The organism is Nocardioides jiangxiensis (assembly GCF_030580915.1).
Taxonomy (GTDB): Bacteria; Actinomycetota; Actinomycetes; order Propionibacteriales; family Nocardioidaceae; genus Nocardioides; species Nocardioides jiangxiensis.
This window is the reverse complement of the sequence record NZ_JAUQTA010000001.1, coordinates 283,052-303,072: the sequence shown is the minus strand read 5'-3', so window position 1 is coordinate 303,072 and position 20,021 is coordinate 283,052. Positions and strand designations below refer to the sequence as shown.

The window sequence follows — 20,021 nt, the reverse complement described above, 5'->3', positions numbered from 1 at the left end:
CGCCGCACCGTGTCACGCGCGGGCGCCGGGGTACCCCGAGGGGAGTCGACCCGAGGAGCAGGATGCAGCCGCTGTGGTACCGCAACGCCGTCACCTACCAGATCGACCCGGCCATGTACGACGACGCCAACGGCGACGGGCGGGGGGACCTGCGGGGGATCACCGACCGCCTGGAGTACATCCGGGGGCTGGGCGCGACGTGCCTGTGGCTGCTGCCGATCTACGCCTCGCCGTACCGCGACGGTGGCTACGACGTCGCCGACCACCTGCAGGTCGACCCCCGCTTCGGTGACGTGGCGGACTTCGTGGCGCTGCTCGACAAGGCCGACACGCTCGGCCTGCGGGTGATCCTCGACCTCGTCTTCCAGCACACCAGCACCGAGCACCGGTGGTTCCAGGAAGCGCGGAGCGACCGGCGCTCGCCGTACCGCGACTACTACGTGTGGTCCGACGAGCCCGTCGAGACCGACGTCTCGCCGGCGTTCCCGCCCACGGAGCAGAGCGTCTGGACCTGGGACGACGAGGCGCAGCAGTTCTACCGGCACGTCTTCTACTCCCACGAGCCCGACCTCGACCTCGGCAACCCGCGGGTGCGCGAGGAGATGTACCGCGCGATGAGCTTCTGGATGCGGCTGGGAGTCGCCGGCTTCCGCGTGGACGCCGTGCCGTTCATGGTCGAGCGGGCGCGCGCCGCCGACCCGACGAGGGACGGCCTGTGGCTGCTGGAGGAGATGCGTCGCTACGTCGGGCTCCGCAACCCGCAGGCGCTCCTGCTGGGCGAGGTGGACGTCCCGCCCGACGAGTACGACGACTACCTCGGCGGCGGCGACCGGCTCACGATGCTCCTCGACTTCTGGAAGAACAACCACGTCTTCCTCGCGCTCGCGCGCGGCGAGGCCGAGCCGCTGCTCAGGGCGATCAAGGAGCAGCCGGACCCGACCGCGCTCGGCTCCTATGCACCGTTCCTGCGCAACCACGACGAGCTCGACCTCGAACGGCTGACGGCGTCCTCCCGCGAGGAGGTCTTCCGGGCGTTCGCTCCGGAGGAGCGGATGCGCGCCTACGGTCGCGGCATCAGGCGGCGCCTCGCGCCGATGCTCGACGACGACCCGGACCGGATCGCGATGGCGCATGCGCTCCTGCTCAGCCTGTCGGGATCGCCGGTGCTGCTCTACGGCGACGAGATCGGGATGGGCGAGGACCTCTCGCGGCCGGAGCGGGCGTCGGTGCGCACCCCGATGGAGTGGCGGACGGCGTACCAGCAGGCAGCAGACCCGCAGAGCCTCCTGTCCCGCGTCGGGGACCTGGTGCGCACGCGGCTCGGCGCCCCGGCCATCGCCACCGGCGAGCGCGAGGCACTCGACCCGGGCAACCGGGCGGTCTTCTGCCTGCGTCACCACGGCGTCGGCCAGACGGTGGTCACCGCGGTCAACCTCGCCGGCGAGGCCGTCGACTGCGAGCTGCCCGGCACCGACGCCGACGAGCTGCAGGACATCGTCGCGGACGCCGACTACCCACGTCCGTCGGGGTCGCCGGCGCGGCTGCGGCTGAACGCCTACGGATACCGCTGGTTCCGCGTCGGACCCGCAGGCGGTCCGGACCGCCGGGTCGACGGAGGCACGGGCTGACCTGGGAGGTCCTGGTCTGGCCCCTGTGAACCTGACTGGGGTCCGTGGCGCCCGGTGCGCGCCGGGCGTACGTTGACGGGTGGGCCCGGCCGGGGCCCGCCCCTGAGCCTCGACCGGTCTCTCACCCGACGACCGAGGAGGCAGACCATGTTCATCCAGGTGTTCCAGGGACCCTGTTCGCGGCCGGAGGAGGCCCACGCGCTGCTCGACGAGTGGCGCCGTGACCTGGCTCCGGGAGCGGACGGCTGGCTGGGCGGCACGTTCGGCTGCACGGACGACGGCCAGCTGATCGGCGTGGTCCGGTTCGAGTCCCGCGAGGCTGCGGCAGCCAACTCGGCGCGGCCGGAGCAGGGCGCCTGGGCCGAGCGGCTCTCCGCCCTGATGGACGGCCCGCTGGAGTTCCACGACTGCGACGACGTGACGCTCATGCTCGACGGCGGCTCCGACCGTGCGGGCTTCGTCCAGATCATCCGCGGCAAGGTCGACGACCCCGCGCGGCTCAAGGCGATGATGGCCGACACCCGGTCGCTGCACGAGATGCGGCCGGACATCATCGGCGCGAGCCTGGCCCTCGAGCCCGACGGCACGTTCACCGAGACCGTCGCCTTCACGAGCGAGGCCGAGGCACGCGAGGGGGAGAAGACGCCTCCGCCGCCCGAGGTGCAGCGGGAGCTGCAGTACGCGATGGCGTCGGCGACCTTCTACGACCTGCACAGCCCCTGGTTCGAGAGCGCCTAGGACCGGTATTCCGGGTTCTCGAAGTCGAAGCGGGCGCCGGCGTCCCACTCCTTCCGGGAGTTGCCGTACGACGGGACCCCGCCGGCGTCCTTGAGCAGCTGAGCGAGGTGCATGAGGTTCCACGTCATGAACGTGGTGTTGCGGTTGGTGAAGTCGTTCTCCGGCCCACCGCTGCCGGGGTCGAGGTAGCTCGGCCCCGGTCCCGCCTCGCCGATCCAGCCGGCGTCGGCGTTCGGCGGGATCGTGTAGCCGATGTGCTGCATCGAGTAGAGGACGTTCTGCGCGCAGTGCTTGATGCCGTCCTCGTTGCCGGTGATCAGGCAGCCGCCGACCCGGCCGTAGTAGAGGTACTGACCCTTGTCGTTGAGCATGCCGCTGAGGGCGTAGAGCCGCTCGATGACCCGCTTCATCACGCTGGAGTTGTCACCGAGCCAGATCGGCCCCGCGAGCACGAGGATGTCGGAGGCGAGGAGTCGTGGGTAGATCTCCGGCCACTCGTCGGTCTCCCAGCCGTGCTCGCGCATGTCGGGATAGACCCCGGTGGCGATGTCGTGGTCGACGGCCCGGATCACCTCGACCTCGACACCGTGCTTGCGCATGATCTCGACGCTGGCGTCGACCAGGCCCTGGGTGTTGCTGACCTCGGGGCTCTTCTTCAGCGTGCAGTTGATGAACATGGCCCGCAGGCCGGTGAAGTCGGGGGTCGCCACGGGTCGGTCCTCCTGCGTCGGGTGCTGCCACCATGGCACGCAGCCGTGCTGACGACCAGAGGCCGGAAATGACGAAGCCCGCCGAGCCAAGGGAGGGAGGCGGCTGGCGGGCTGGAGCCGGAGCCTCGGGAGGGAGGGATGAGGTCCGGCGTCGTCTGAGAGGGACAACGCGCGCGGTGGGCGGGGGTTACGCCTCCTCGAAGAAGATTTTCCGGACCCGCTTTCGGGGTCCGGCTCAGTAGCCGTCGAAGGAGTCGATGCGGATGTCGTCGTGGTCCGCGCCCGCCTCCATGAGGACCGCCTCGGTCGCCTCGATCATCGCCGGCGGACCCGCGATGAAGTAGTAGTGCACGGCGTCGCTGACGCTGTCGGCGAGGAGGCGTCGGCGTTCCTTGCTCTTCACGCCGGCGGTCACGACGTAGTCGAGGGTGACACCTGGCAGCTGCCGGCTCCACGCGTCGAGCTCGTCGCGGAAGAGGAAGTCGCCGGTGCGGTTGAGGTAGATCAGGTGGGCTTCCTCGTTGCTCGAGGTCTCGGCCATCTCGGCGATCATGCTGCGGAACGGCGCGACCCCCACGCCCGCTGCGATCAGCACGCTGGAGCGGTGCTGGCGCAGCTGGAAGTCGTAGTCGTTGCCGTACGCCGACATGCGGTACCGGTCGCCTGCCCGGGCCTCCTGGAGCGCGCGCTTGAACGGGCTCTGCCCCACCTTGAACGTGATCGCCAGGTCGGGCTCGCCGGGGGAGGACGACAGTGAGTACGTCTTGCCACCAGCAAGGTCCTGCCCGGGGAGGTCCAGGTCCATCCAGTCACCGGCGTCGAAGGTGAAGCCGCGGGGCCGTTCGAAGAGGACGGTCAGGTGGTCCGGCGTCTCCTCCCGCCGCGCGATCACGGTGAGCGGGATGTCGACGTTCTGGTGCGGCATGCGGCGTCCTCCTGGTGGTGCCCAGCAGGTCGGAGCTGAAGCGCGTCGATCCTACGGAGCGAGGCTTGCGGCGCCTCGCGAGGGGACGTGCGGGCGGCGTGCGGGCGGCGTGCGTCGCGTTGGTGTCGCCTGATCGGACAGTGTCGTCGGCACGACTGGGCCGTTCGCGCGTACGATCGGTCAGACCTGGGTCGCAGCCGCCCCGACGGGCCGCCAGGCGTGCCAGAGTTCCCTCGCGGCGGCCGCCCCTCTCCCCGGTTGGGCCTTCCACGGTCGCGGCATCCCCCGAGAGCGCCACCGGCCGTCCCCGTCTCAGGCCGCGTGGCGCTCAGCCACGAAAGCGCCCCCGCCTCCACAGTGGAGACGGGGGCGCTTTCAGCGTTCCCGATGACTGCTCAGATGTCGTCATACTGACTGGGGACGCGCCTGTGACCTGCGAAAACGCTCAGTCGGGCTCCTCTGGGGGCGCACTGGGTACTCTCAGCGTCTCGTTGATCGCGTTCCGGGTGCGCTCTGCCGATGTGGGCATCAGGTGCGTGTAGGTCCGGAGCGTGAAGCCGGGGTCCGCATGGCCAAGATACTCGCTCAGCGCCTTGATGGACTCGCCCGAGTCGAGCAACGTGCTGGCGTAGAAGTGCCGAAGGGCGTGGCATCCGTTCTCGCGCCTGAGTTCGACGCCGGCCGCGATCAAGGCCGGACGCCAGATGTACGGGTTGAAGTTGTTGCGGTTGATCGCGCCCGCTTGGCGGGTGGTCAGTAAGAGGTTCGCCGTGTGCTTCGGGCCGTCCAGCTTGTCCCAGGGCAGGGTGACGGCGCGCGGAGGGCGAGCCGAGACGTGCTCGTTGATGGCCTCGAGCACGACGCCTGGAAGAGGGACGGTTCGTGTCTTCCGGCCCTTGGGAAGGCCGAAGATCAGCTTGTTGCCGTTCCGCACCTTGATCTGGCGTTGCACGCTCACCTCGTTCTTCTCCAGGTCGAGATCGTCGATCGATAGCCCGAAGATCTCGCCTTGGCGGAGTCCGAGGCCGGCGCCAAGAGCGACGACCAAGGCGAACCGTTCGGGGAGCTTGGCCTGTACCGCGAGCACCCGATCGAGTGTCCAAGGCACCACCTTCTTGGGATCGAGCTTCGGTCGGCGAACCGACTTCGCTGTGCACGGGTTCTGCTGAATCAGCTTGTCGTCGACGGCGGCTGTGAAGACGGTCGAGACGTTCGAGTACAGGACGCGGCGATAGGTGGGGGCCAGGCCGTCCAGCCCCCTGAGCCAGGTCTGGATTGTGAAGGGCTGGATCTCCTTAAGGAGCAGGGGTCCCAGGAACGGGTAGGCGTGCAAGCGGAGTCTCAGCTCTGTCGCCTCGTAGGTGCCTTCGTCGAACGTCTGCGCCGCCAGCCACTTGAGCGCGTACTCCTCGAACGGGACCTTGCCGGCATCGAGATCGAAGTAGTGGCCGCGCACGATGTCGGCTGAGACTGTCGCCGCGTAGCGGTCAGCATCCACCTTCCGCGGGAAGCTCTTCGCCCGAGCACGTCCGTCCGGTTCGCGCCACCGCACTCGATACGTGACCTGTTGCTTTCCCTTGCTGTCCTTTCGGACCCGGCGCTCAACCCACGCCATGTTGGTGCGCTCCATGACTTTCGAGCCAAGCCCGTACGACCGCCGGGTCGTACCGGAGGTGCCGCCCGACCCGATACGCGTCTGGGCCACAGCCCTTGTGGCGCCACTGGTAGAGCGTGGCGACCGGGATGCCGAGAAACTCGGCCACCTCGAGGCGCCAGTGGGCGTCCATCCGGCGCAGCAGTGCGGGGTGCGACATCAGGCGCCAGGCCTCGTCGTACACGACCCAGCGCTGGCCACCGTTCGGGTCAAGCAACGCCGATTCCATCCAGGCCGAGGCGCACGTCATAAGGACGGAGATGAGCGTGGCGTTCTCGGTGACGCGGGACAGGTCTAGGGAGATCATCGGGAGGCTCGGGTCGAACGCCACCGTCGAGGGGCCGTCGAAGAGCCCGGCGAGGTCGCCCGCGACGAGGCGCCGGAGTGCGTGACCGACCAGTCGTCCGTCTTCCGTGAGTCGCCCGTCGGGGTCATCGGCCGGATCCGGTGTGAGCAGCCGGTCGACGACCATCGGCAGAACCGGGACGTCGACACCGCGCACGGTGCGGTCGATGGCGATGTCGACAGCCGTGTGCTCGAGTGGGGTGAGACGGCGCTCGAGCACGGTCTCTGCCAATGCGCCGACGAGGTCGCGGCGACGGGATGCGAGCTGGCTGGCCCATTGTGCGTCGTCGTACCCGGACGGACGGTGGCCCTCGTCGAGCGGGTTCAGACGGCTGGCCATGCCATGTCCCAGTGCGATGGCGCGACCGCCGACGGCTTCCGCGACGGCGGTGTGCTCCCCCTTGGGATCGCCGGGGACGTAGACGCGGCGACCTAAGGGGATCGACCTCGTGTAGAGGCTCTTGGCGAGACAGGACTTGCCGGAGCCCACGATCCCGGCGAGCACGAGGTTCGGTGCGGTGATAAGCCCGCGCGCGTAGAGGATCCAGGGGTCGTAGACGAAGGAGCTCCCGGAGTAGAGGTGGCCGACGAACACGCCTTCGCTGCCGAGGCCGCCTTCGGCGAGGAAGGGGTAGGCGCCAGCCAGGGTCGCCGAGGTGTCTTGGTGGCGTGGCACGCGGAATCGTCCGGGAGTCCGCAGTGTGGCGGGACCGTGTTCGCCGGCGCGGGGGAGCGTCACGGTCGCCCGCTTCTCCGCTGAAAGTTGCTCGGCCTTGCGCTTGGCTTCGGCGCGCCGGGCTTCGCGGTCGGCGGACAGCAACTCTCGCGCCGCGGCCTTGCGGAGCCTGCGATCGTGCCGCCGTTCTCGTCCTGGTGAGACGAGCACGGCGGAGTGGAGGCGCCCGTCCTGCCACCCCGTCATAGCGACATCCCTGGCTGGTGCGTCGAGCGCTGAACCGGAGCGAAGGACGGGTAGTCGCCGATGTCGTAGGCGATCGTCGCCTCGATCTCGTGCGCCCGATCTACGCACTCGGCGACCTGGTGGATCATCTCGGCGGCGCGATGAAGCTCCCAGGACTCCCTGTACGACGCGGCGCGCCCGGCGTTCGCATCGCCGTTCATCCACGCCTGCTTGCGAGTCGGCCCGTCGTGGAACTCGCCGAGCCGGTGCAGTGACTGGCTCAGCGATGCGAGAGCGGAGCTGATGGAACCCAGAATCGCGTAGATCGCGGTCGGATCATCGATCGTGCGCGTCGCGTGAGCAAGGCCGCGGACTGCTTCCCGGAGTTCGTCGGCGTCGGCGGCCGGGTCGTTGAAGGTAGGCATCGGTGGCTCCTCGGTCGATGGCTTCTCATCGAAGAGGTGCGCGGGGGAGTCCGCCGTGTCGCCGTGGTGTCGGTCGGTGGCCGATCTACCCGTCTGCGCATGGCGGATGTGACGGAGCCATGCCCGAACTCCCACAGCCCTATGGGCTGAGAGACCCGTGAAGTCGCGTTCGTTGTCGCCACTTGATAGGAGACCCCACCGTTGGCGAAACTCGCCTTGGTGACCCGGCGTAGGCTTGGGTTGACTGACCGGAGATGAGGCCTCCATACGGACACCGCTGTGCCGGTCGAGAGGCGGACGTCATGTCGACGTCGAACGGTCCTATTCTCGTTTCATGGGTTCCTACGCCGAGCCGTCTTCCGCTACGGCTTCGCATGGCCGAGCACCCGGGTAAAGACCATCTGGACGGGGGTTGGTGGCCCCAGACCCGTGAGCTGGCCGTGGAACTGGCGGATCTGGTCGACCACTTCCCGGCGCAGTCCGGACGGGTTGTCCGCGCATTGGTTTCGCCGCCCGACTGGGATTCCACGCCGCGCATCGTTCCGGTCACGGGTCGCTACGTGAAGGTCGGGGCATTCCCTCGCGACGATACCCACCTCGTCCTGCTCAAGACGTCGGACCGGCGCACGCTCTACGTCCTGGTTGTTCCGCCCGGGTTCACTCCTGCCCAAGGCGACGAAGCGCTCCGGGCGTCGGCCGAGACGGGGAATGACCACACGGCCACCGAAGTCCTCCACGAGGTGGCCGGCCACCCGGACCTCGACCCCGGCGGACACTGGAGCGACGATGGCGGTTCATGGTGGGGACCAGAGCCGGGTACGCCCTCCTCGCGCATGGGGGCGTGACCGTGGCCTACCTGATGCTCTATGGGAATGGTTGGACCCAACGCTGGGCGATCGCCCCTGGGACAGAGGATCACATCCGAACCCAGATAGCCCAGATCGGTACCCCCGCCACAGGGCAACTGACCGTGGTCGATCCCGGTTCTGATTCCGAAGTCACCCTGTGGGTGGCGTGGGCGCTGGTCGCCGCCGCCGTTGTGCTCGACGGATCGGCTCGATCGGTCGATGACCGGGCATCAGGCCAATACGCCTGACGACAACGCCCATCGCACGCGAACCCGAAGGTCCAACTATGAAGTTCGTCATCGAAACGAATCTGGCAACCAAGCCCGCGTGGTGGCTGCTCGACGACGACAACCGGGTCGTCGCCTGGGCTGGGCGGACCTACCCCAGCCTCGCCTATGCCGATCAGGCGGCCCATGACTTCCGGGTGAACGCCGACGACCCTGACTACCGGGTCCACGCCAAGACCAGTGGTCGTTGGCAGTGGACCGCCTGGCGCCCGGAGGGGATCCGAGTCGCAGTTTCGGGCGACTGGTTCACCAGCGAGGCGGGTGCCCGCGCCGCGGCCCGGCGGGTGCAGCAGCAGGTCTGCACCGCCATAGGCCCATGACCATGGGCGGCATCGCGCTACGTGTCCGGCTCGTCGGCGGTGACAGCATGGATGTCACCTATGAACACCCAGATGCGGCAAGCGACGCCGAAGTGATTGACCACGTCGTCGCCACGCTGTCGAGCGACTCGGGCGTCCTGCGCTGCAGGCACGGCGATCGGCTACTGGTGTTGTACGCGCGGGGGACTTCAGCGTTGGAAGTAGCGCCACGGGGCGCGGTCCTGTGAACTGCTCATCCTCCAGCGAGCGGCACGACGCTGCTCTCGCGTAACCCCCATTCGGATTAGGTGGCTCGGCAGCCGGGAGCGCGTTAGGAGAGCAGGGTAGGTTGGAGTTAATCACCTGCCAGGCCGGACTCGCCGAGTCCGCGAGGGCAGATCGGAAGGTGGACGTCATGACGACGTCACCGACAGTTTCCCTCTCATCGCAGACGCCGCGCGAGCGCGTTGCGCTGCGACTCCGCCTCGACACCAGCTTCCAATCCGGCCCGCTTGACGGGGCCTGGTGGCCCCAGTCCCGTGATCTTCAAGTCGAAGCCGCGGACCTCGTGGATCACTTCCCCGATTTGATCGGCCGGATCGAGCGTCTGCTGTTCTCCCGACCCGACTGGGACGCGGTCAGCGGCGCCCCGAGCCTTCGCCGGATCCAGGCTGCCCGCGGCGCGGTCAAGGTGGGCTCCTTCCCGAGCGACGACACTCACGTGATGATCGTGAAGATGATTTCAGGGCAACGGATACGGCTGTTGGTGGTCCCCAGCGACACCGAGACCGGCCTCGCAGCGAGGGTCATGCAGCAGGCAGCTGACGATCGCAACACCGAGTCGCCCAGCACGCTCCTCGGGTTGTCCGGACCGGACCAGAGCCACATCGCGGACGCCGTCTGGGACGACCACGCGGGCAGCCACGCATAAGGGCCGCATTCGTCAGCGACTGGCGAGATCCCCTCTCTGCCGGCCCCTCCCGCCTAATGCGGGGAGTCAAGGGCGGCGGAGTTGGTCGACGGTCAGGACCCGATTGATCACGCTCTGGGCAACGGTCTTGACCGGCTGGTTGTTGCGGCGGCTGTAGTCACGCATCAACTGGAAGGCCCGGTCCACGTCGATGCCGGCGCTTGCCAACAGGACGCCCTTGGCCTGCTCGACCAGGATGCGACTGTTGAGTGCGGTCTGAAGCTGTTCGGCGATCAGCCCTGACTGGCGAACGGCACGCTCCTGCAGCAGGCCGATCGTGGCGATGTCGGCCAACGCCTGGCCGAGCGCGACATCCTCCTCGCTGAGGCGAGAAGCGCTCACGCAGAACAGGTTCATGGCTCCGACCACGGAGTCCCGCAGGCGCAGGGGGATCGCGTGCGCGGACGAGTAGCCCACCTCAGTCGCAGCGGCGGTGAACCGTGGCCACCGGGAGCGGGCTTCGGCAATCGCCACGTTGACGACCGCGCGACCGCTGTTGAAGCAGTCAAGGCACGGCCCTTCGTCGTTCTGGAGCTCGAAGAGTTCGAGAATCTGAGCCTGGTCGCTCGTCGAGGCGACCACGTGCAGGCTGCCACGCAGATCACTGAGGATCACACCCGCCGCGTCCGCATGGAGAAGCTCGACACTTCGCTCGGTGAGCGTGGACAAGAAGTCCAGTGCGTCGAACTCGTCGACGAGCGTGTCGGCGAGCTCGACGAACACCTCGGTCAACCGTTGTTCAGCGCTCATGAGAGTGGCCTCTTATTGGTCTGACGAATGTCGCGGGCGGGTATGTCAGTCATCTTCGTCTTCTTCCAGAGGAATGCGAAGACGCCCCGCCAGCACGTCACGCGCGACTTCCAGGAGGGAACGCTCGCCGGCGAACGCATGGGCCCGAAGTAGCAGCAGGGCGTCCGTGAGACCGACCGACGCCTGAACCGAGAGAAACCCCGTCGCCTGGTGGACCTCGGCGCGGTATTCCAACGGCTCGCCCAGGTCGGGATGGAGCACTGATCCCGGCTGCATCTCGGCCTGCAGACGCAGAAGCACCACCAGCGCGGCATCGGCGTAGGCGAGGGCGCTCGCCATCTCCCTCGCGATCAAGTTGAGCAGCGGTCGAGCGATACAGGCAGAGCGTGCCCAGACGCACGCCGCCCACCTGGAGTGGAAACGCGAACACCGCCCGCACTCCAGCGCCCACCGCCTCGGGTCCGAACCCCGGCCATGCCGACATCTCGCCGGCCGTCACCAGGTCGGAATGGAAGACGGGGCGCGCGAAGTGAGACACGTTGACGCTCGGCCCCTCGCCCAACTCGAACTGGAGGTCCTCCAACTGGGCGGCGACCCCGCCCGAGGCTCCGACCACCCCCTGATGACCGGCATCGTTCATGAGCGCCATCACGCAACCGCTCAGCCCGAGTGCCGTGGTGCAGTCGACGCACAGCAACTCCGGGGGCGACCGCCCCGGCCCGGCCGCGGCGTCGATCGCCGCGAGGATCTGGGCCGTGGTCTTCACGCTTCCACCCACCTCAGGGTCGGGGGAGTAGCCTCGAATCGAGGCCACCTCGGACCCCGGCGGCGCCATCTGCGAACAGTCGGGATCCTCATGTCCACCACCACTGGGTCAGCGCTTCCGCCCCTCCAGAGCGACTACAGCGAGCTGGTTCGCGAAATCCGGAGTCGAGGACTCCTCCAGCCTAGACCTGCGTTCTACGCCGTCCTGGGAACCCTCAACCTCGCCGGACTGGCTCTGGTCGTGGCGGGTCTCTTCCTTCTGCGCGACTCGTGGTGGGCGCTCCTGCTGGCCCCGGGGTTCGCGATCGTGTCCACCCAGATCGCGTTCTTCTCCCACGACGCCGCCCATCGCCAGATCGCTCATCGTGGCCGGACCATCGCCCTGCTCTGCCTGGTGCACGGCAACCTGCTGAACGGGCTCAGCTACGGCTGGTGGATCGCCAAGCACAACGCCCACCACGCCCACCCGAACGACCTGGAGGCCGACCCCGATGTCGCTGTCGGTGCGTTCGTGTTCGACTCTGACCAGGCCAGCGCGCGCAGAGGAGCGGCCGCCTGGCTGACGCGGCATCAGGCCGGTCTGTTCTTCCCGATGCTGACGCTCGAGGCGTTCAACCTTCGGGTCTCGAGCGTGCGTTCGGTTCTCAGGCCCGGACTCCGCTACCGGAAAGTCGAGAGCCTCTTGCTGCTCGGTCACCTCACCCTGTACCTCACGTTGCTCTTGAGCACCCTCACTTGGATCCAGGCGCTGGTGTTCCTCGTGATCCACCAGGCCTTGTTCGGTGTCTACCTCGGCTGCTCGTTCGCCCCGTCGCACAAGGGGATGCCAGCGCTCACGCCGCAGCAAGCCGCGGACCCGCTGCTCCGTCAGGTACTGTCCGCCCGCAACATCCGAGGAGGACGATTCGTCGACTTGGCCCTTGGCGGCCTCAACCTTCAGATCGAGCACCACCTCTTCCCGAGCATGCCCCGTCCCAACCTCAGACGAGCCCAACCCATCATCGAGCGCCACTGCCGGGCCCGCGGGATCTCGTACTCGGAAACGACGCTGCATGAGTCGTACGGGCTGGCACTCCGACACCTGCACCAGGTGGGCGCCCCGCTACGCGGTGGGGTGTCGAGTTCAAGGTGACGCGGACGTCTCCCGCTCCACCTCGTCCTCGGTTCACGAATACGATCTCTGGTAGCGCGGAATCGTGAACGGTGCGTCGTTCTTGAGCATCTCGCCGAGTGGCTTGAGGGCTGGCTGGACGATCGGCGTGCCGGCGATCTGAGGAGTAGTGACGAGCTTCAGCGTGGCATCGACGGTGTTCGCTAGGTCGTCTGTCGCGTATCCAACCGGAAGCTCAACCGGGAGCTCTTGCGGCGACAGAAGCTTGCCGGCCCTTGGCGTCGCTGCTTGCCAGCTCGAGCCCAAGGGCGTCGTGTCGGAATCGATCGACAACCTCGCGGTCCATCGCGCCGTGCCCTGACAGGCCTTGCTTGCCGTCGGTCGTCACGTAGAGGAAGTGGCCGAGCTTCATCGCGCAGCCAGCGGGGTTGCGGAAGTTGGCCGTGATCTCCTCGCCACGGGCCTCTGCAAGATCCCGGAGCGTTGTGCTCAGAGCCAGCACTTCGGGGCTGGTCTTACTCGCTAGCCCGTGCTTCTGGAAGACCTCGAAGGCGATGACGGTCTCTTCGCGCGACCACTTTCGGTTAGCTCGTGCAGGCATGATCTATGTCTAACAGGCGTATGCGCGGTGGGGCTGCCGAATGACGACGCTGCGCGTGGTCCCGTGGGGTGCACTGGGTACGCACAAGGATGAAAAACGGCGCCTGACGCTGGAAGACGTTGGAAGACGTTTTCCCAGGTCAGGCGCCGACGCGCAGGTCAGCGAGACCTGCGAATCAGATGTCGTAATACAGCTCGAACTCGTGCGGGTGGGGACGCAGCTGCACCGGAGCGATCTCCTGGGTGCGCTTGTAGTCCACCCACGTCTCGATCAGGTCCTGGGTGAAGACACCGCCCTCGGTCAGGAAGTCGGAGTCCTCCTCCAGTGCCTCGAGCACGGCGTTGAGCGACGTCGGCACCTGGGCGATCTCGGCCATCTCGTCCGGCGGGAGCTCGTAGATGTCCTTGTCGATCGGCTCGGCCGGCTCGATCTTGTTCTTGATGCCGTCCAGGCCGGCCAGCATCAGGGCCGAGAAGGCGAGGTAGGGGTTCGCCGACGGGTCGGGGAAGCGGGCCTCGATGCGCTTGGCCTTCGGGTTGGCACCGGTGATCGGGATGCGCACGGACGCCGAGCGGTTGCGCGAGGAGTAGACCAGCGAGATCGGCGCCTCGTAGCCCGGCACCAGGCGGTGGAAGGAGTTGACCGTCGGGTTGGTGAACGCCAGGAGGGCGGGCGCGTGGCGCAGGATGCCGCCGATGTAGTGGCGCGCCATCTCCGAGAGGCCCGCGTAGCCGGTCTCGTCGTAGAAGAGCGGCTCGCCGCCGTTCCAGAGGGACTGGTGGACGTGCATGCCGGAGCCGTTGTCACCGAAGAGCGGCTTGGGCATGAAGGTGACCGACTTGCCGGCCTCCCACGCGGTGTTCTTGATGATGTACTTGAACTTCATCACGTCGTCCGCGGCCTTGAGCAGCGTGTCGAAGCGGTAGTTGATCTCAGCCTGACCGGCCGTGCCGACCTCGTGGTGCGCACGCTCGACGAGCAGCTGCGCGCCCTCGAGGTTCTTCACCATCTCGTCGCGCAGGTCGGTGAAGTGGTCGTACGGCGCGACGGGGAAGTAGCCGCCCTTGAAGCGCGTCTTGTAGCCGCGGTTCTCGCCCTCGTTGCCGCTGTTCCACCAGCCCTCGACGGAGTCGATGTGGTAGAAGCCCTCGTTGGCCGAGGTCGCGTAGCGGACCGAGTCGAAGATGTAGAACTCCGCCTCCGGGGCGAAGTACGCCGTGTCGGCGATGCCCGTCGAGGCGAGGTAGGCCTGCGCCTTGCGCGCGATGTTGCGCGGGTCGCGGGAGTAGGCCTCGCCCGTGATCGGGTCGTGGATGAAGAAGCTCAGCACGAGCGTCTTCGCCACCCGGAACGGGTCGATGTAGGCCGTGGTCACGTCGGGGAAGAGCGACATGTCGGACTCGTTGATGGCCTGGAAGCCGCGGATCGAGGAGCCGTCGAAGGAGAGGCCGTTCTCGAAGACCGACTCGTCGAACGAGGAGACCGGCACGGTGAAGTGCTGCTCGATGCCCGGCAGGTCGACGAAGCGGACGTCGACCATCTCGACGCCTTCGTCCTTGATGAAGCGGAGCAGATCGTCCTGGGTCGTGAACATGCTGGAACCCTACTCCGGTGCATGCGCGTGGTGGTGGTGCTCGGCTGGCGGTGGCGTGCGCATCATCTGCAGCATCGCCGGGCCGCCGGTCCGGAAGAAGCGCCAGACCAGGGCGGTGCTCAGCGCGAGGAACGCGAGGTTGAGCCAGGTCGTGTAGTTCCAGGTGAAGCCGGCCTCCATGACGGTCGCGCTGCGGTGCTCCGGCGTGAGCCCGGCTGCTCCGAAGAGCACCTCGATGGCATACCCGGCGATCACCATCGCGAGGTAGAAGAAGCCGGTGATCCGCAGCGCCGCTGCCGTGCCGTAGTAGCGCCGGTAGATGACGAGGATCGGGACGACGAGCAGGTCGGCGAAGAGGAACGAGATCACCCCACCGAAGCTGATGCCGCCGTTCCAGAGCACGGCCGCGAGGGGCACGTTGCCGATCGAGCAGACGAAGCTCACCACCGCCACCAGCGGGCCGACGACCGGCCCCCAGATCGGTGCCCACGTCTCGCTGTCGCTGAGGAAGAAGCTCTCGAGCCACGAGGTGGGGACCCACGCAGCGAAGACCCCCGCGATGAGCAGCCCGATCAGGATGTCGCGGGCCACCGACGCCCAGTCCATCACGTAGAAGTGCGCGACGGCGGTGAAGCCCTTCGGCGAGAACAGCCGACGCCAGAACGACGCGGGTCCGCCGACGGACATGTCCATCGCGGCGTGACCCTCCATGGCGCCGAGCAGCCCCTTCTCCGCCTGGGCGTGCGCCGCCTCGATGACGCGTCCTCGCATCCACAGGCGGAAGAAGACGGCGACCACGACGATCATCACCGGGCCGCCGATGAACTCGGCGAGGGTGAACTGCCACCCCATCAGCAGCCACAGGATGATGCCGAGCTCGACCACGAGGTTGGTCGAGGCGATCTCGAACGCCATGGCGGCGGTGAGCGAAGCGCCCTTGCGGAACAAGGACCGGGCCAGGGCTACGGCTGCGTAGGAGCACGAGCTCGACGCAGCTCCCAGCCCGGTCGCCCACAGCAGGGCGCGCGGGGAGTCGCCGGAGAGGCGGGCCACCACCGCGTCGCGGCGGACGACGGCCTGCACGACCCCCGACAGCGCGAAGCCGAGGATCAGGGGCCACAGGATCTCCCAGCCCATCGCAGCCGCCATCCGGAAGGGCTCCCACACGGTCTCCATGCATCCACAGTGCCCTCCGTCCGCCCGGAGCAACACGGGCTGAAGGTCCCGGAAATGCCTCGACTCGTGGAGGCGCTCGTCAGCCCTGCGTGCGCGAACCGTCCAGGGCGAGCACATACAGGTCGTCGACGACCGTCTCGCCGCGCACCTCGCTGGTCCCGCGGCCCACCAGCGTGAACCCGAGCCGGAGCAGCAGTCTCGCCGATGCGGCGTTCTCCGGGTCGGTGGCGGCGTCCACCCGGCGTACGCCCTCGGAGGAGAGGAGCGCGAGCAGCGCGCCGACCGCCTCGGTCGCATAGCCCTGGCCCTGCGCGGAGCGGGCCAGGGTGTAGCCGATGGTGGCCACCTGCCCGTCTGCGGTGCGGTGCACCCCGATGTCGCCGACCATCGCGCCGTCGAGCTCGATCGCGACCTGCTGCCAGTCATCCAGCACCGGCCAGCCGAGCGCCCCCACCTCCGCGACGAACCGCTCGGCACGCTCCAGCGTGAACGGCAGGTCCCAGCCCTGCAGGGTCGCCACCTCCGGGTCGCTGCGGTACGCCGCCAGCGCCGGCGCATCGCCGGGCTGCATGAGCCGGAGGACCAGGCGCTCGGTCGTCAGGAGCGTCGTCATGGAGACGACAGTAGGGGAGGGGAGCGGCGCAAATGCCGACAGCCGGCGCCCCGAGGGGGCACCGGCTGCCGGAGGGACCGCGAGGTCAGCTCATCACTTGATGAAGAGCATCTCCTGGTAGGTCGGGAGGTTCCACAGGTCGTCAGCCACGACGCCCTCGAGGGCGTCGGCAGCCGCGCGGACCGCGAGCATGGCCGGGAGGACGACGTCCTTGACGTGCTGCGCCTCGGCGATGCCCTCGGTGTCGTGCTGGGCGGCGACGGCGGCCTGGAGGCCCTTGATCCCGGCGCGCAGCTCGGCGACGAGCGCGGAGACGGCGTTGAGGTCCTCGAGGTCACCCTCGACACCGGCGGCCTTGAGGGCGGCGATGTTGTTGGCGAGCTCCGTCTGGTAGCGGACGGCCGACGGAAGGATGATCGTCTTGGCGATCTCCTCGGTCAGGTTCGCCTCGACGTTGACGGCCATCAGGTACTGCTCGAGGGCGACCTCGTAGCGGGCCTCGAGCTCGGCCTCGTTGAAGACGCCGTACTTCGAGAAGAGGGCCTTGGCCTCCGGGGTCTGGTACTCCGGCAGGGCGTCGACGGTGGTGTCGAGCTTCTTGAGGCCGCGCTGGACAGCCTCCTCGTGCCACTCCGAGGAGTAGCCGTTGCCGTTGAAGACCGCGGCGCCGTGCTGCTCGATGACCTTGGCGAGGACCTGCTGGACCGCGTCGTTGAAGTCGGTGCCGGCGGCGACCGCGGCCTCGAGCTCGGTGGCGAGGTAGTCGAGCGCCTCGGCCATGATCGTGTTGATGATCGTCAGCGGGGCGGCGACGGTCTGGGCCGAGCCGACGGCGCGGAACTCGAAGCGGTTGCCGGTGAAGGCCATGGGCGAGGTGCGGTTGCGGTCGCCGGCGTCCTGCGTGAGGACGGGGAGGCTGTCGACACCGACGGAGAGGGCGCCCTTCTGCTTGGAGGAGGTCGCACCACCCTTCGCGATCTGCTCGAAGACGTCCTGCAGCTGGTCGCCGAGGAAGATCGAGATGATCGCCGGCGGGGCCTCGTTGGCGCCCAGGCGGTGGTCGTTGCCGGCCGACGCGATGGAGACGCGGAGCAGGCCGCCGTACAGGTGGACGGCGCGGATGACGGCGGCGCAGAACACGAGGAACTGGGCGTTGTCGTGCGGGTTGTCGCCCGGGTTCAGGAAGTTGCCCTGGTTGCCGTTGCCGAAGGAGAAGTTGACGTGCTTGCCGGAGCCGTTGACGCCCGCGAACGGCTTCTCGTGGAAGAGCGCCTCGAAGCCGTGCTTCTTCGCGATCGACTTGAACGTCGACATGATCAGCTGCTGGTGGTCGGCGGCCAGGTTGGCCTTCTCGAAGACCGGCGCGATCTCGAACTGGCCGGGGGCGACCTCGTTGTGGCGGGTCTTGGCCGGCACGCCGAGCTTGAACAGCGCCCGCTCGGTGTCGAACATGAAGTGCTGGACACGCTCCGGGATGGCACCGAAGTAGTGGTCGTCGAACTCCTGGCCCTTCGGCGGCTTGGCACCGAAGAGCGTGCGGCCGGCGTTGAGGAGGTCAGGGCGCGAGTTGACGAAGGAGGTGTCGACCAGGAAGTACTCCTGCTCCGGGCCGCAGTAGGACACGACGTTGTCGATGTCCTTGTGGCCGAAGAGGGCGAGGACGCGCTTGGCCTGGTCCGACATCGCGTTCTGCGAGCGCAGGAGCGGGGTCTTGTAGTCGAGGGCCTCACCGGTCATCGAGACGAAGATCGTCGGGATGCAGAGGGTGGCGCCGTTGTCGTTCTCGAGGATGTACGCCGGCGACTGGACGTCCCAGCCGGTGTAGCCGCGGGCCTCGAACGTGGCACGGATGCCACCGTTGGGGAACGACGAGGCGTCGGGCTCGCCCTGGACGAGGATCTTGCCCTGGAACTCCCAGATCGCGGTGCCGTCGCCGACCGGCTCCATGAAGGAGTCGTGCTTCTCGGCGGTCAGGCCGGTGAGGGGGTAGAAGACGTGCGCGTAGTGCGTGGCGCCCTTCTCCATCGCCCAGTCCTTCATCGCGGCAGCGACGACGTCGGCGATGGCGGGGTCGAGCTTCTCGCCCTTCTCGATCGTCGCGGCGACCGACTTGTAGACGGACTTCGGGAGGCGCTTGGCCATCACCGGCAGCGAGAAGACGTTCTCACCGAAGATCTCCGGCGAGTCGCCGGTGCCGTTGAAGAAGGCGGCCGGGGCCTCGTTGGCCTCGATCTCGCGGATCGCACCCAGGCGGGTGGGGTTCGCAGTCATCAAATACTCCTCAGCACGGCACCTCGTGGCGCCGACGGTGAACGAAACAGGGTCGAGATTAGGCGGGCAGGGTTTCACCGTCGTAGCCGAATGTTTCAGGCGTGTTAACTAACGCCGGAACCGTGCGTTCGTGAGAACGGGCAGGTCGGGAGGAAACCCGCGCAGATCCTCCCACCCGGTAGGTTGGCGCGGTGTTCGAGACCGCATCATGGGGACGCCGGCTCCTCGCCATCGTCATCGACTGGATCGCGTGCGTGGGCGTCGTGCTCGCCTTCACCGGGTCGTCGTACTTCGGCGACGGGCCCCGGTCGGGCCTCTACGTCTACGGCCTGTTCGTCCTGGAGAGCGCCTTCTTCACCGTGCTCCTGGGTGGCTCGTTCGGCCATCTCGCCGTCCGGCTCCGGGTGATCCGGGCCGACGGGCGTCCGCTCGACCTCTTCCGCGCGATCGCGCGCCCGCTGCTGATCCTGCTCGTCGTGCCGCCGCTCGTCGCGGGCCCCGACCGCCGCGGCCTCCACGACATGACCCTGCGCTCCTACATCGTGCGGCTCGACGACCTGCAGTCCGGCGCGAAGGCGGCGGCATGACCACGCCCGCCCGCCGGCGCCTCGCTGCAGCCGGCCTCGCAGGCGTCGCGCTCCTCGGCTCGCTCTCGCTGGCAGCGTGCGGCGACGACGAGCCGGCGGCCAAGGCGCCGTGCGGCCTGAAGGACACCCGCAAGGGCCACCTCACCGCGAAGAACGCCGCCGCCGCGCTCGCGAAGGCGGCCGAGGGCCGCAAGACGCTCACCTTCCGCCAGGAGATGACGATCAACGGCAAGACCGCCGCGATCGAGGGCAGCGTCGACGCCTCGCCCGACAAGATCTACGGGCTCTCGCAGACCATGCCCGGTGACGACGGCACCGTGAAGCTGATCCTCAAGGACGACCGGGTCTACGTCTCCGCCGAGGGGGAGCAGGACGGCAAGTTCTACGTCGTGGACCCCGACCAGAAGGGCGACCCGCTGGCCGCGCCACTGAAGGCGTGGTTCGACCAGTCGGGTGCCGCGGCCACGGCCAACGCCTGGACCGTCGGCCTGCTCGCGGTCAACTACGTGAAGACCGAGACGCTCGACGACGGCACCAGGGCCGAGCTCTACGAGTTCCAGATCGACCCGCGCATCGTCGCCCGGGCCTCCGGCATCACCCCGCCGCCGGGCCTGGAGCAGTCGTCGACGTCGTACGTCTGGGTGGATCGCTACGACCTGATCCGCAAGGTCGAGACCACCGGCAAGGACGAGCGCACCGTCGAGACCTTCACCGACTACTGCGAGCCCGTCGACATCAAGGCGCCCGATGCGAGCGACCTGATCCAGCGCTGAGAGCAACGCGAAAGGGCCCCTCCGCCGCAGCGGAGGGGCCCTTCGTCGTC

22 protein-coding genes are annotated in these 20,021 nt (G+C 68.1%); 10 read left to right on the top strand and 12 right to left on the bottom strand.

The features are described from left to right. Positions 1-62: 62 nt before the first annotated feature. Complete coding sequence (locus Q5722_RS01535; RefSeq protein ID WP_305026446.1) at positions 63-1,628, top strand: alpha-amylase family protein; 1,566 nt, start codon at positions 63-65, stop codon at positions 1,626-1,628. 147 nt (positions 1,629-1,775) lie between these two features. Beyond that, positions 1,776-2,366: a hypothetical protein gene (locus tag Q5722_RS01530; protein WP_305026445.1), complete on the top strand. Its 591-nt coding sequence runs from the start codon at positions 1,776-1,778 to the stop codon at positions 2,364-2,366. On the opposite strand, the gene Q5722_RS01525 is transcribed toward Q5722_RS01530, so the two are convergent. The 5 genes from Q5722_RS01525 to Q5722_RS01505 form a co-directional block, all read right to left on the bottom strand. Beyond that, positions 2,363-3,076 (bottom strand): flavodoxin family protein, encoded by a 714-nt coding sequence (locus tag Q5722_RS01525; RefSeq protein ID WP_305026444.1) that lies wholly within the window; start codon positions 3,074-3,076, stop codon positions 2,363-2,365. The two genes, Q5722_RS01530 and Q5722_RS01525, sit on opposite strands and share 4 nt — an antisense overlap. 235 nt (positions 3,077-3,311) lie before the next feature. Next, positions 3,312-4,001: a ferredoxin--NADP reductase gene (locus Q5722_RS01520; RefSeq protein ID WP_305026443.1), complete on the bottom strand. Its 690-nt coding sequence runs from the start codon at positions 3,999-4,001 to the stop codon at positions 3,312-3,314. A gap of 445 nt (positions 4,002-4,446) precedes the next feature. Beyond that, positions 4,447-5,631 carry a tyrosine-type recombinase/integrase gene (locus Q5722_RS01515; RefSeq protein WP_305026442.1) on the bottom strand — a complete coding sequence of 395 codons (1,185 nt, stop codon included), beginning with the start codon at positions 5,629-5,631 and terminating at the stop codon, positions 4,447-4,449. Further along, positions 5,603-6,676 (bottom strand): helix-turn-helix domain-containing protein, encoded by a 1,074-nt coding sequence (locus tag Q5722_RS01510; RefSeq protein ID WP_305026441.1) that lies wholly within the window; start codon positions 6,674-6,676, stop codon positions 5,603-5,605. Before Q5722_RS01510 ends, Q5722_RS01515 begins: the two co-directional genes overlap by 29 nt. 242 nt (positions 6,677-6,918) lie before the next feature. Beyond that, on the bottom strand, positions 6,919-7,326 hold the full coding sequence (locus Q5722_RS01505) for a hypothetical protein (RefSeq protein ID WP_305026440.1): 408 nt from the start codon (positions 7,324-7,326) through the stop codon (positions 6,919-6,921). Between the two features lie 374 nt (positions 7,327-7,700). Here Q5722_RS01505 and Q5722_RS01500 point away from each other — a divergent pair, with 374 nt between their 5' ends. The 5 genes from Q5722_RS01500 to Q5722_RS01480 all read left to right on the top strand — a co-directional run bounded on the left by Q5722_RS01500 (position 7,701) and on the right by Q5722_RS01480 (position 9,691). Continuing rightward, positions 7,701-8,171 carry a DUF5994 family protein gene (locus Q5722_RS01500; protein WP_305026439.1) on the top strand — a complete coding sequence of 157 codons (471 nt, stop codon included), beginning with the start codon at positions 7,701-7,703 and terminating at the stop codon, positions 8,169-8,171. A 2-nt stretch (positions 8,172-8,173) separates the two neighbouring features. Continuing rightward, positions 8,174-8,422 (top strand): hypothetical protein, encoded by a 249-nt coding sequence (locus Q5722_RS01495; RefSeq protein WP_305026438.1) that lies wholly within the window; start codon positions 8,174-8,176, stop codon positions 8,420-8,422. Positions 8,423-8,460: 38 nt separating this feature from the next. Further along, entirely contained in the window at positions 8,461-8,781 is a 321-nt protein-coding gene (locus tag Q5722_RS01490; RefSeq protein WP_305026437.1) for a hypothetical protein, read from the top strand. A gap of 2 nt (positions 8,782-8,783) precedes the next feature. Continuing rightward, a complete protein-coding gene (locus Q5722_RS01485; protein WP_305026436.1) occupies positions 8,784-9,008 on the top strand; it encodes a hypothetical protein in 225 nt (74 codons plus the stop codon). 167 nt (positions 9,009-9,175) lie between these two features. Further along, positions 9,176-9,691, top strand: coding sequence for a DUF5994 family protein (locus Q5722_RS01480; protein WP_305026435.1), 516 nt, complete (start codon positions 9,176-9,178; stop codon positions 9,689-9,691). A gap of 66 nt (positions 9,692-9,757) precedes the next feature. Here Q5722_RS01480 and Q5722_RS01475 read toward each other — a convergent pair whose 3' ends face one another. Further along, positions 9,758-10,480: a GAF and ANTAR domain-containing protein gene (locus Q5722_RS01475; protein WP_305026434.1), complete on the bottom strand. Its 723-nt coding sequence runs from the start codon at positions 10,478-10,480 to the stop codon at positions 9,758-9,760. A 45-nt stretch (positions 10,481-10,525) separates the two neighbouring features. Next, positions 10,526-10,819, bottom strand: a complete 294-nt coding sequence (locus Q5722_RS01470; RefSeq protein WP_305026433.1) for an ANTAR domain-containing protein — start codon at positions 10,817-10,819, stop codon at positions 10,526-10,528. A gap of 517 nt (positions 10,820-11,336) precedes the next feature. On the opposite strand from Q5722_RS01470, the gene Q5722_RS01465 reads away from it, so the two are divergent. Then, positions 11,337-12,377: a fatty acid desaturase family protein gene (locus Q5722_RS01465; protein WP_305026432.1), complete on the top strand. Its 1,041-nt coding sequence runs from the start codon at positions 11,337-11,339 to the stop codon at positions 12,375-12,377. A gap of 214 nt (positions 12,378-12,591) precedes the next feature. Here the strand turns inward: Q5722_RS01465 and Q5722_RS01460 are convergent, their stop codons facing one another. The 5 genes from Q5722_RS01460 to Q5722_RS01440 form a co-directional block, all read right to left on the bottom strand. Further along, positions 12,592-12,957 carry a hypothetical protein gene (locus Q5722_RS01460; protein ID WP_305026431.1) on the bottom strand — a complete coding sequence of 122 codons (366 nt, stop codon included), beginning with the start codon at positions 12,955-12,957 and terminating at the stop codon, positions 12,592-12,594. Between the two features lie 175 nt (positions 12,958-13,132). After that, positions 13,133-14,551 carry a type I glutamate--ammonia ligase gene (glnA, locus tag Q5722_RS01455; protein ID WP_305026430.1) on the bottom strand — a complete coding sequence of 473 codons (1,419 nt, stop codon included), beginning with the start codon at positions 14,549-14,551 and terminating at the stop codon, positions 13,133-13,135. A gap of 9 nt (positions 14,552-14,560) precedes the next feature. Further along, positions 14,561-15,727 carry a permease gene (locus tag Q5722_RS01450; RefSeq protein WP_305026429.1) on the bottom strand — a complete coding sequence of 389 codons (1,167 nt, stop codon included), beginning with the start codon at positions 15,725-15,727 and terminating at the stop codon, positions 14,561-14,563. A 79-nt stretch (positions 15,728-15,806) separates the two neighbouring features. Continuing rightward, positions 15,807-16,340, bottom strand: coding sequence for a GNAT family N-acetyltransferase (locus Q5722_RS01445; RefSeq protein WP_305026428.1), 534 nt, complete (start codon positions 16,338-16,340; stop codon positions 15,807-15,809). 93 nt (positions 16,341-16,433) lie between these two features. Continuing rightward, positions 16,434-18,611: a glutamine synthetase III family protein gene (locus Q5722_RS01440; protein ID WP_305026427.1), complete on the bottom strand. Its 2,178-nt coding sequence runs from the start codon at positions 18,609-18,611 to the stop codon at positions 16,434-16,436. A 191-nt stretch (positions 18,612-18,802) separates the two neighbouring features. Between Q5722_RS01440 and Q5722_RS01435 the strand changes: the two genes are divergently transcribed. Together Q5722_RS01435 and Q5722_RS01430 are read left to right on the top strand one after the other, a co-directional pair. Beyond that, complete coding sequence (locus Q5722_RS01435) at positions 18,803-19,198, top strand: RDD family protein (RefSeq protein ID WP_305026426.1); 396 nt, start codon at positions 18,803-18,805, stop codon at positions 19,196-19,198. Continuing rightward, entirely contained in the window at positions 19,195-19,971 is a 777-nt protein-coding gene (locus Q5722_RS01430) for a hypothetical protein (RefSeq protein WP_305026425.1), read from the top strand. The genes Q5722_RS01435 and Q5722_RS01430 overlap by 4 nt, the downstream gene beginning before the upstream one ends. Positions 19,972-20,021: the final 50 nt, after the last annotated feature.

What these genes read in the sequence shown, in the direction of transcription:
- Q5722_RS01535 (WP_305026446.1), top strand. Translation starts at nt 63, where the DNA reads ATGCAGCCGCTGTGGTACCGCAACGCCGTCACCTACCAGATCGACCCG.
- Q5722_RS01530 (WP_305026445.1), top strand. Translation starts at nt 1,776, where the DNA reads ATGTTCATCCAGGTGTTCCAGGGACCCTGTTCGCGGCCGGAGGAGGCC.
- Q5722_RS01520 (WP_305026443.1), bottom strand. Translation starts at nt 4,001, where the DNA reads ATGCCGCACCAGAACGTCGACATCCCGCTCACCGTGATCGCGCGGCGG.
- Q5722_RS01515 (WP_305026442.1), bottom strand. Translation starts at nt 5,631, where the DNA reads ATGGAGCGCACCAACATGGCGTGGGTTGAGCGCCGGGTCCGAAAGGAC.
- Q5722_RS01505 (WP_305026440.1), bottom strand. Translation starts at nt 7,326, where the DNA reads ATGCCTACCTTCAACGACCCGGCCGCCGACGCCGACGAACTCCGGGAA.
- Q5722_RS01500 (WP_305026439.1), top strand. Translation starts at nt 7,701, where the DNA reads ATGGCCGAGCACCCGGGTAAAGACCATCTGGACGGGGGTTGGTGGCCC.
- Q5722_RS01490 (WP_305026437.1), top strand. Translation starts at nt 8,461, where the DNA reads ATGAAGTTCGTCATCGAAACGAATCTGGCAACCAAGCCCGCGTGGTGG.
- Q5722_RS01485 (WP_305026436.1), top strand. Translation starts at nt 8,784, where the DNA reads ATGGGCGGCATCGCGCTACGTGTCCGGCTCGTCGGCGGTGACAGCATG.
- Q5722_RS01480 (WP_305026435.1), top strand. Translation starts at nt 9,176, where the DNA reads ATGACGACGTCACCGACAGTTTCCCTCTCATCGCAGACGCCGCGCGAG.
- Q5722_RS01475 (WP_305026434.1), bottom strand. Translation starts at nt 10,480, where the DNA reads ATGAGCGCTGAACAACGGTTGACCGAGGTGTTCGTCGAGCTCGCCGAC.
- Q5722_RS01470 (WP_305026433.1), bottom strand. Translation starts at nt 10,819, where the DNA reads ATGGCGAGCGCCCTCGCCTACGCCGATGCCGCGCTGGTGGTGCTTCTG.
- Q5722_RS01465 (WP_305026432.1), top strand. Translation starts at nt 11,337, where the DNA reads ATGTCCACCACCACTGGGTCAGCGCTTCCGCCCCTCCAGAGCGACTAC.
- Q5722_RS01460 (WP_305026431.1), bottom strand. Translation starts at nt 12,957, where the DNA reads ATGCCTGCACGAGCTAACCGAAAGTGGTCGCGCGAAGAGACCGTCATC.
- glnA (WP_305026430.1), bottom strand. Translation starts at nt 14,551, where the DNA reads ATGTTCACGACCCAGGACGATCTGCTCCGCTTCATCAAGGACGAAGGC.
- Q5722_RS01450 (WP_305026429.1), bottom strand. Translation starts at nt 15,727, where the DNA reads ATGGAGACCGTGTGGGAGCCCTTCCGGATGGCGGCTGCGATGGGCTGG.
- Q5722_RS01445 (WP_305026428.1), bottom strand. Translation starts at nt 16,340, where the DNA reads ATGACGACGCTCCTGACGACCGAGCGCCTGGTCCTCCGGCTCATGCAG.
- Q5722_RS01440 (WP_305026427.1), bottom strand. Translation starts at nt 18,611, where the DNA reads ATGACTGCGAACCCCACCCGCCTGGGTGCGATCCGCGAGATCGAGGCC.
- Q5722_RS01430 (WP_305026425.1), top strand. Translation starts at nt 19,195, where the DNA reads ATGACCACGCCCGCCCGCCGGCGCCTCGCTGCAGCCGGCCTCGCAGGC.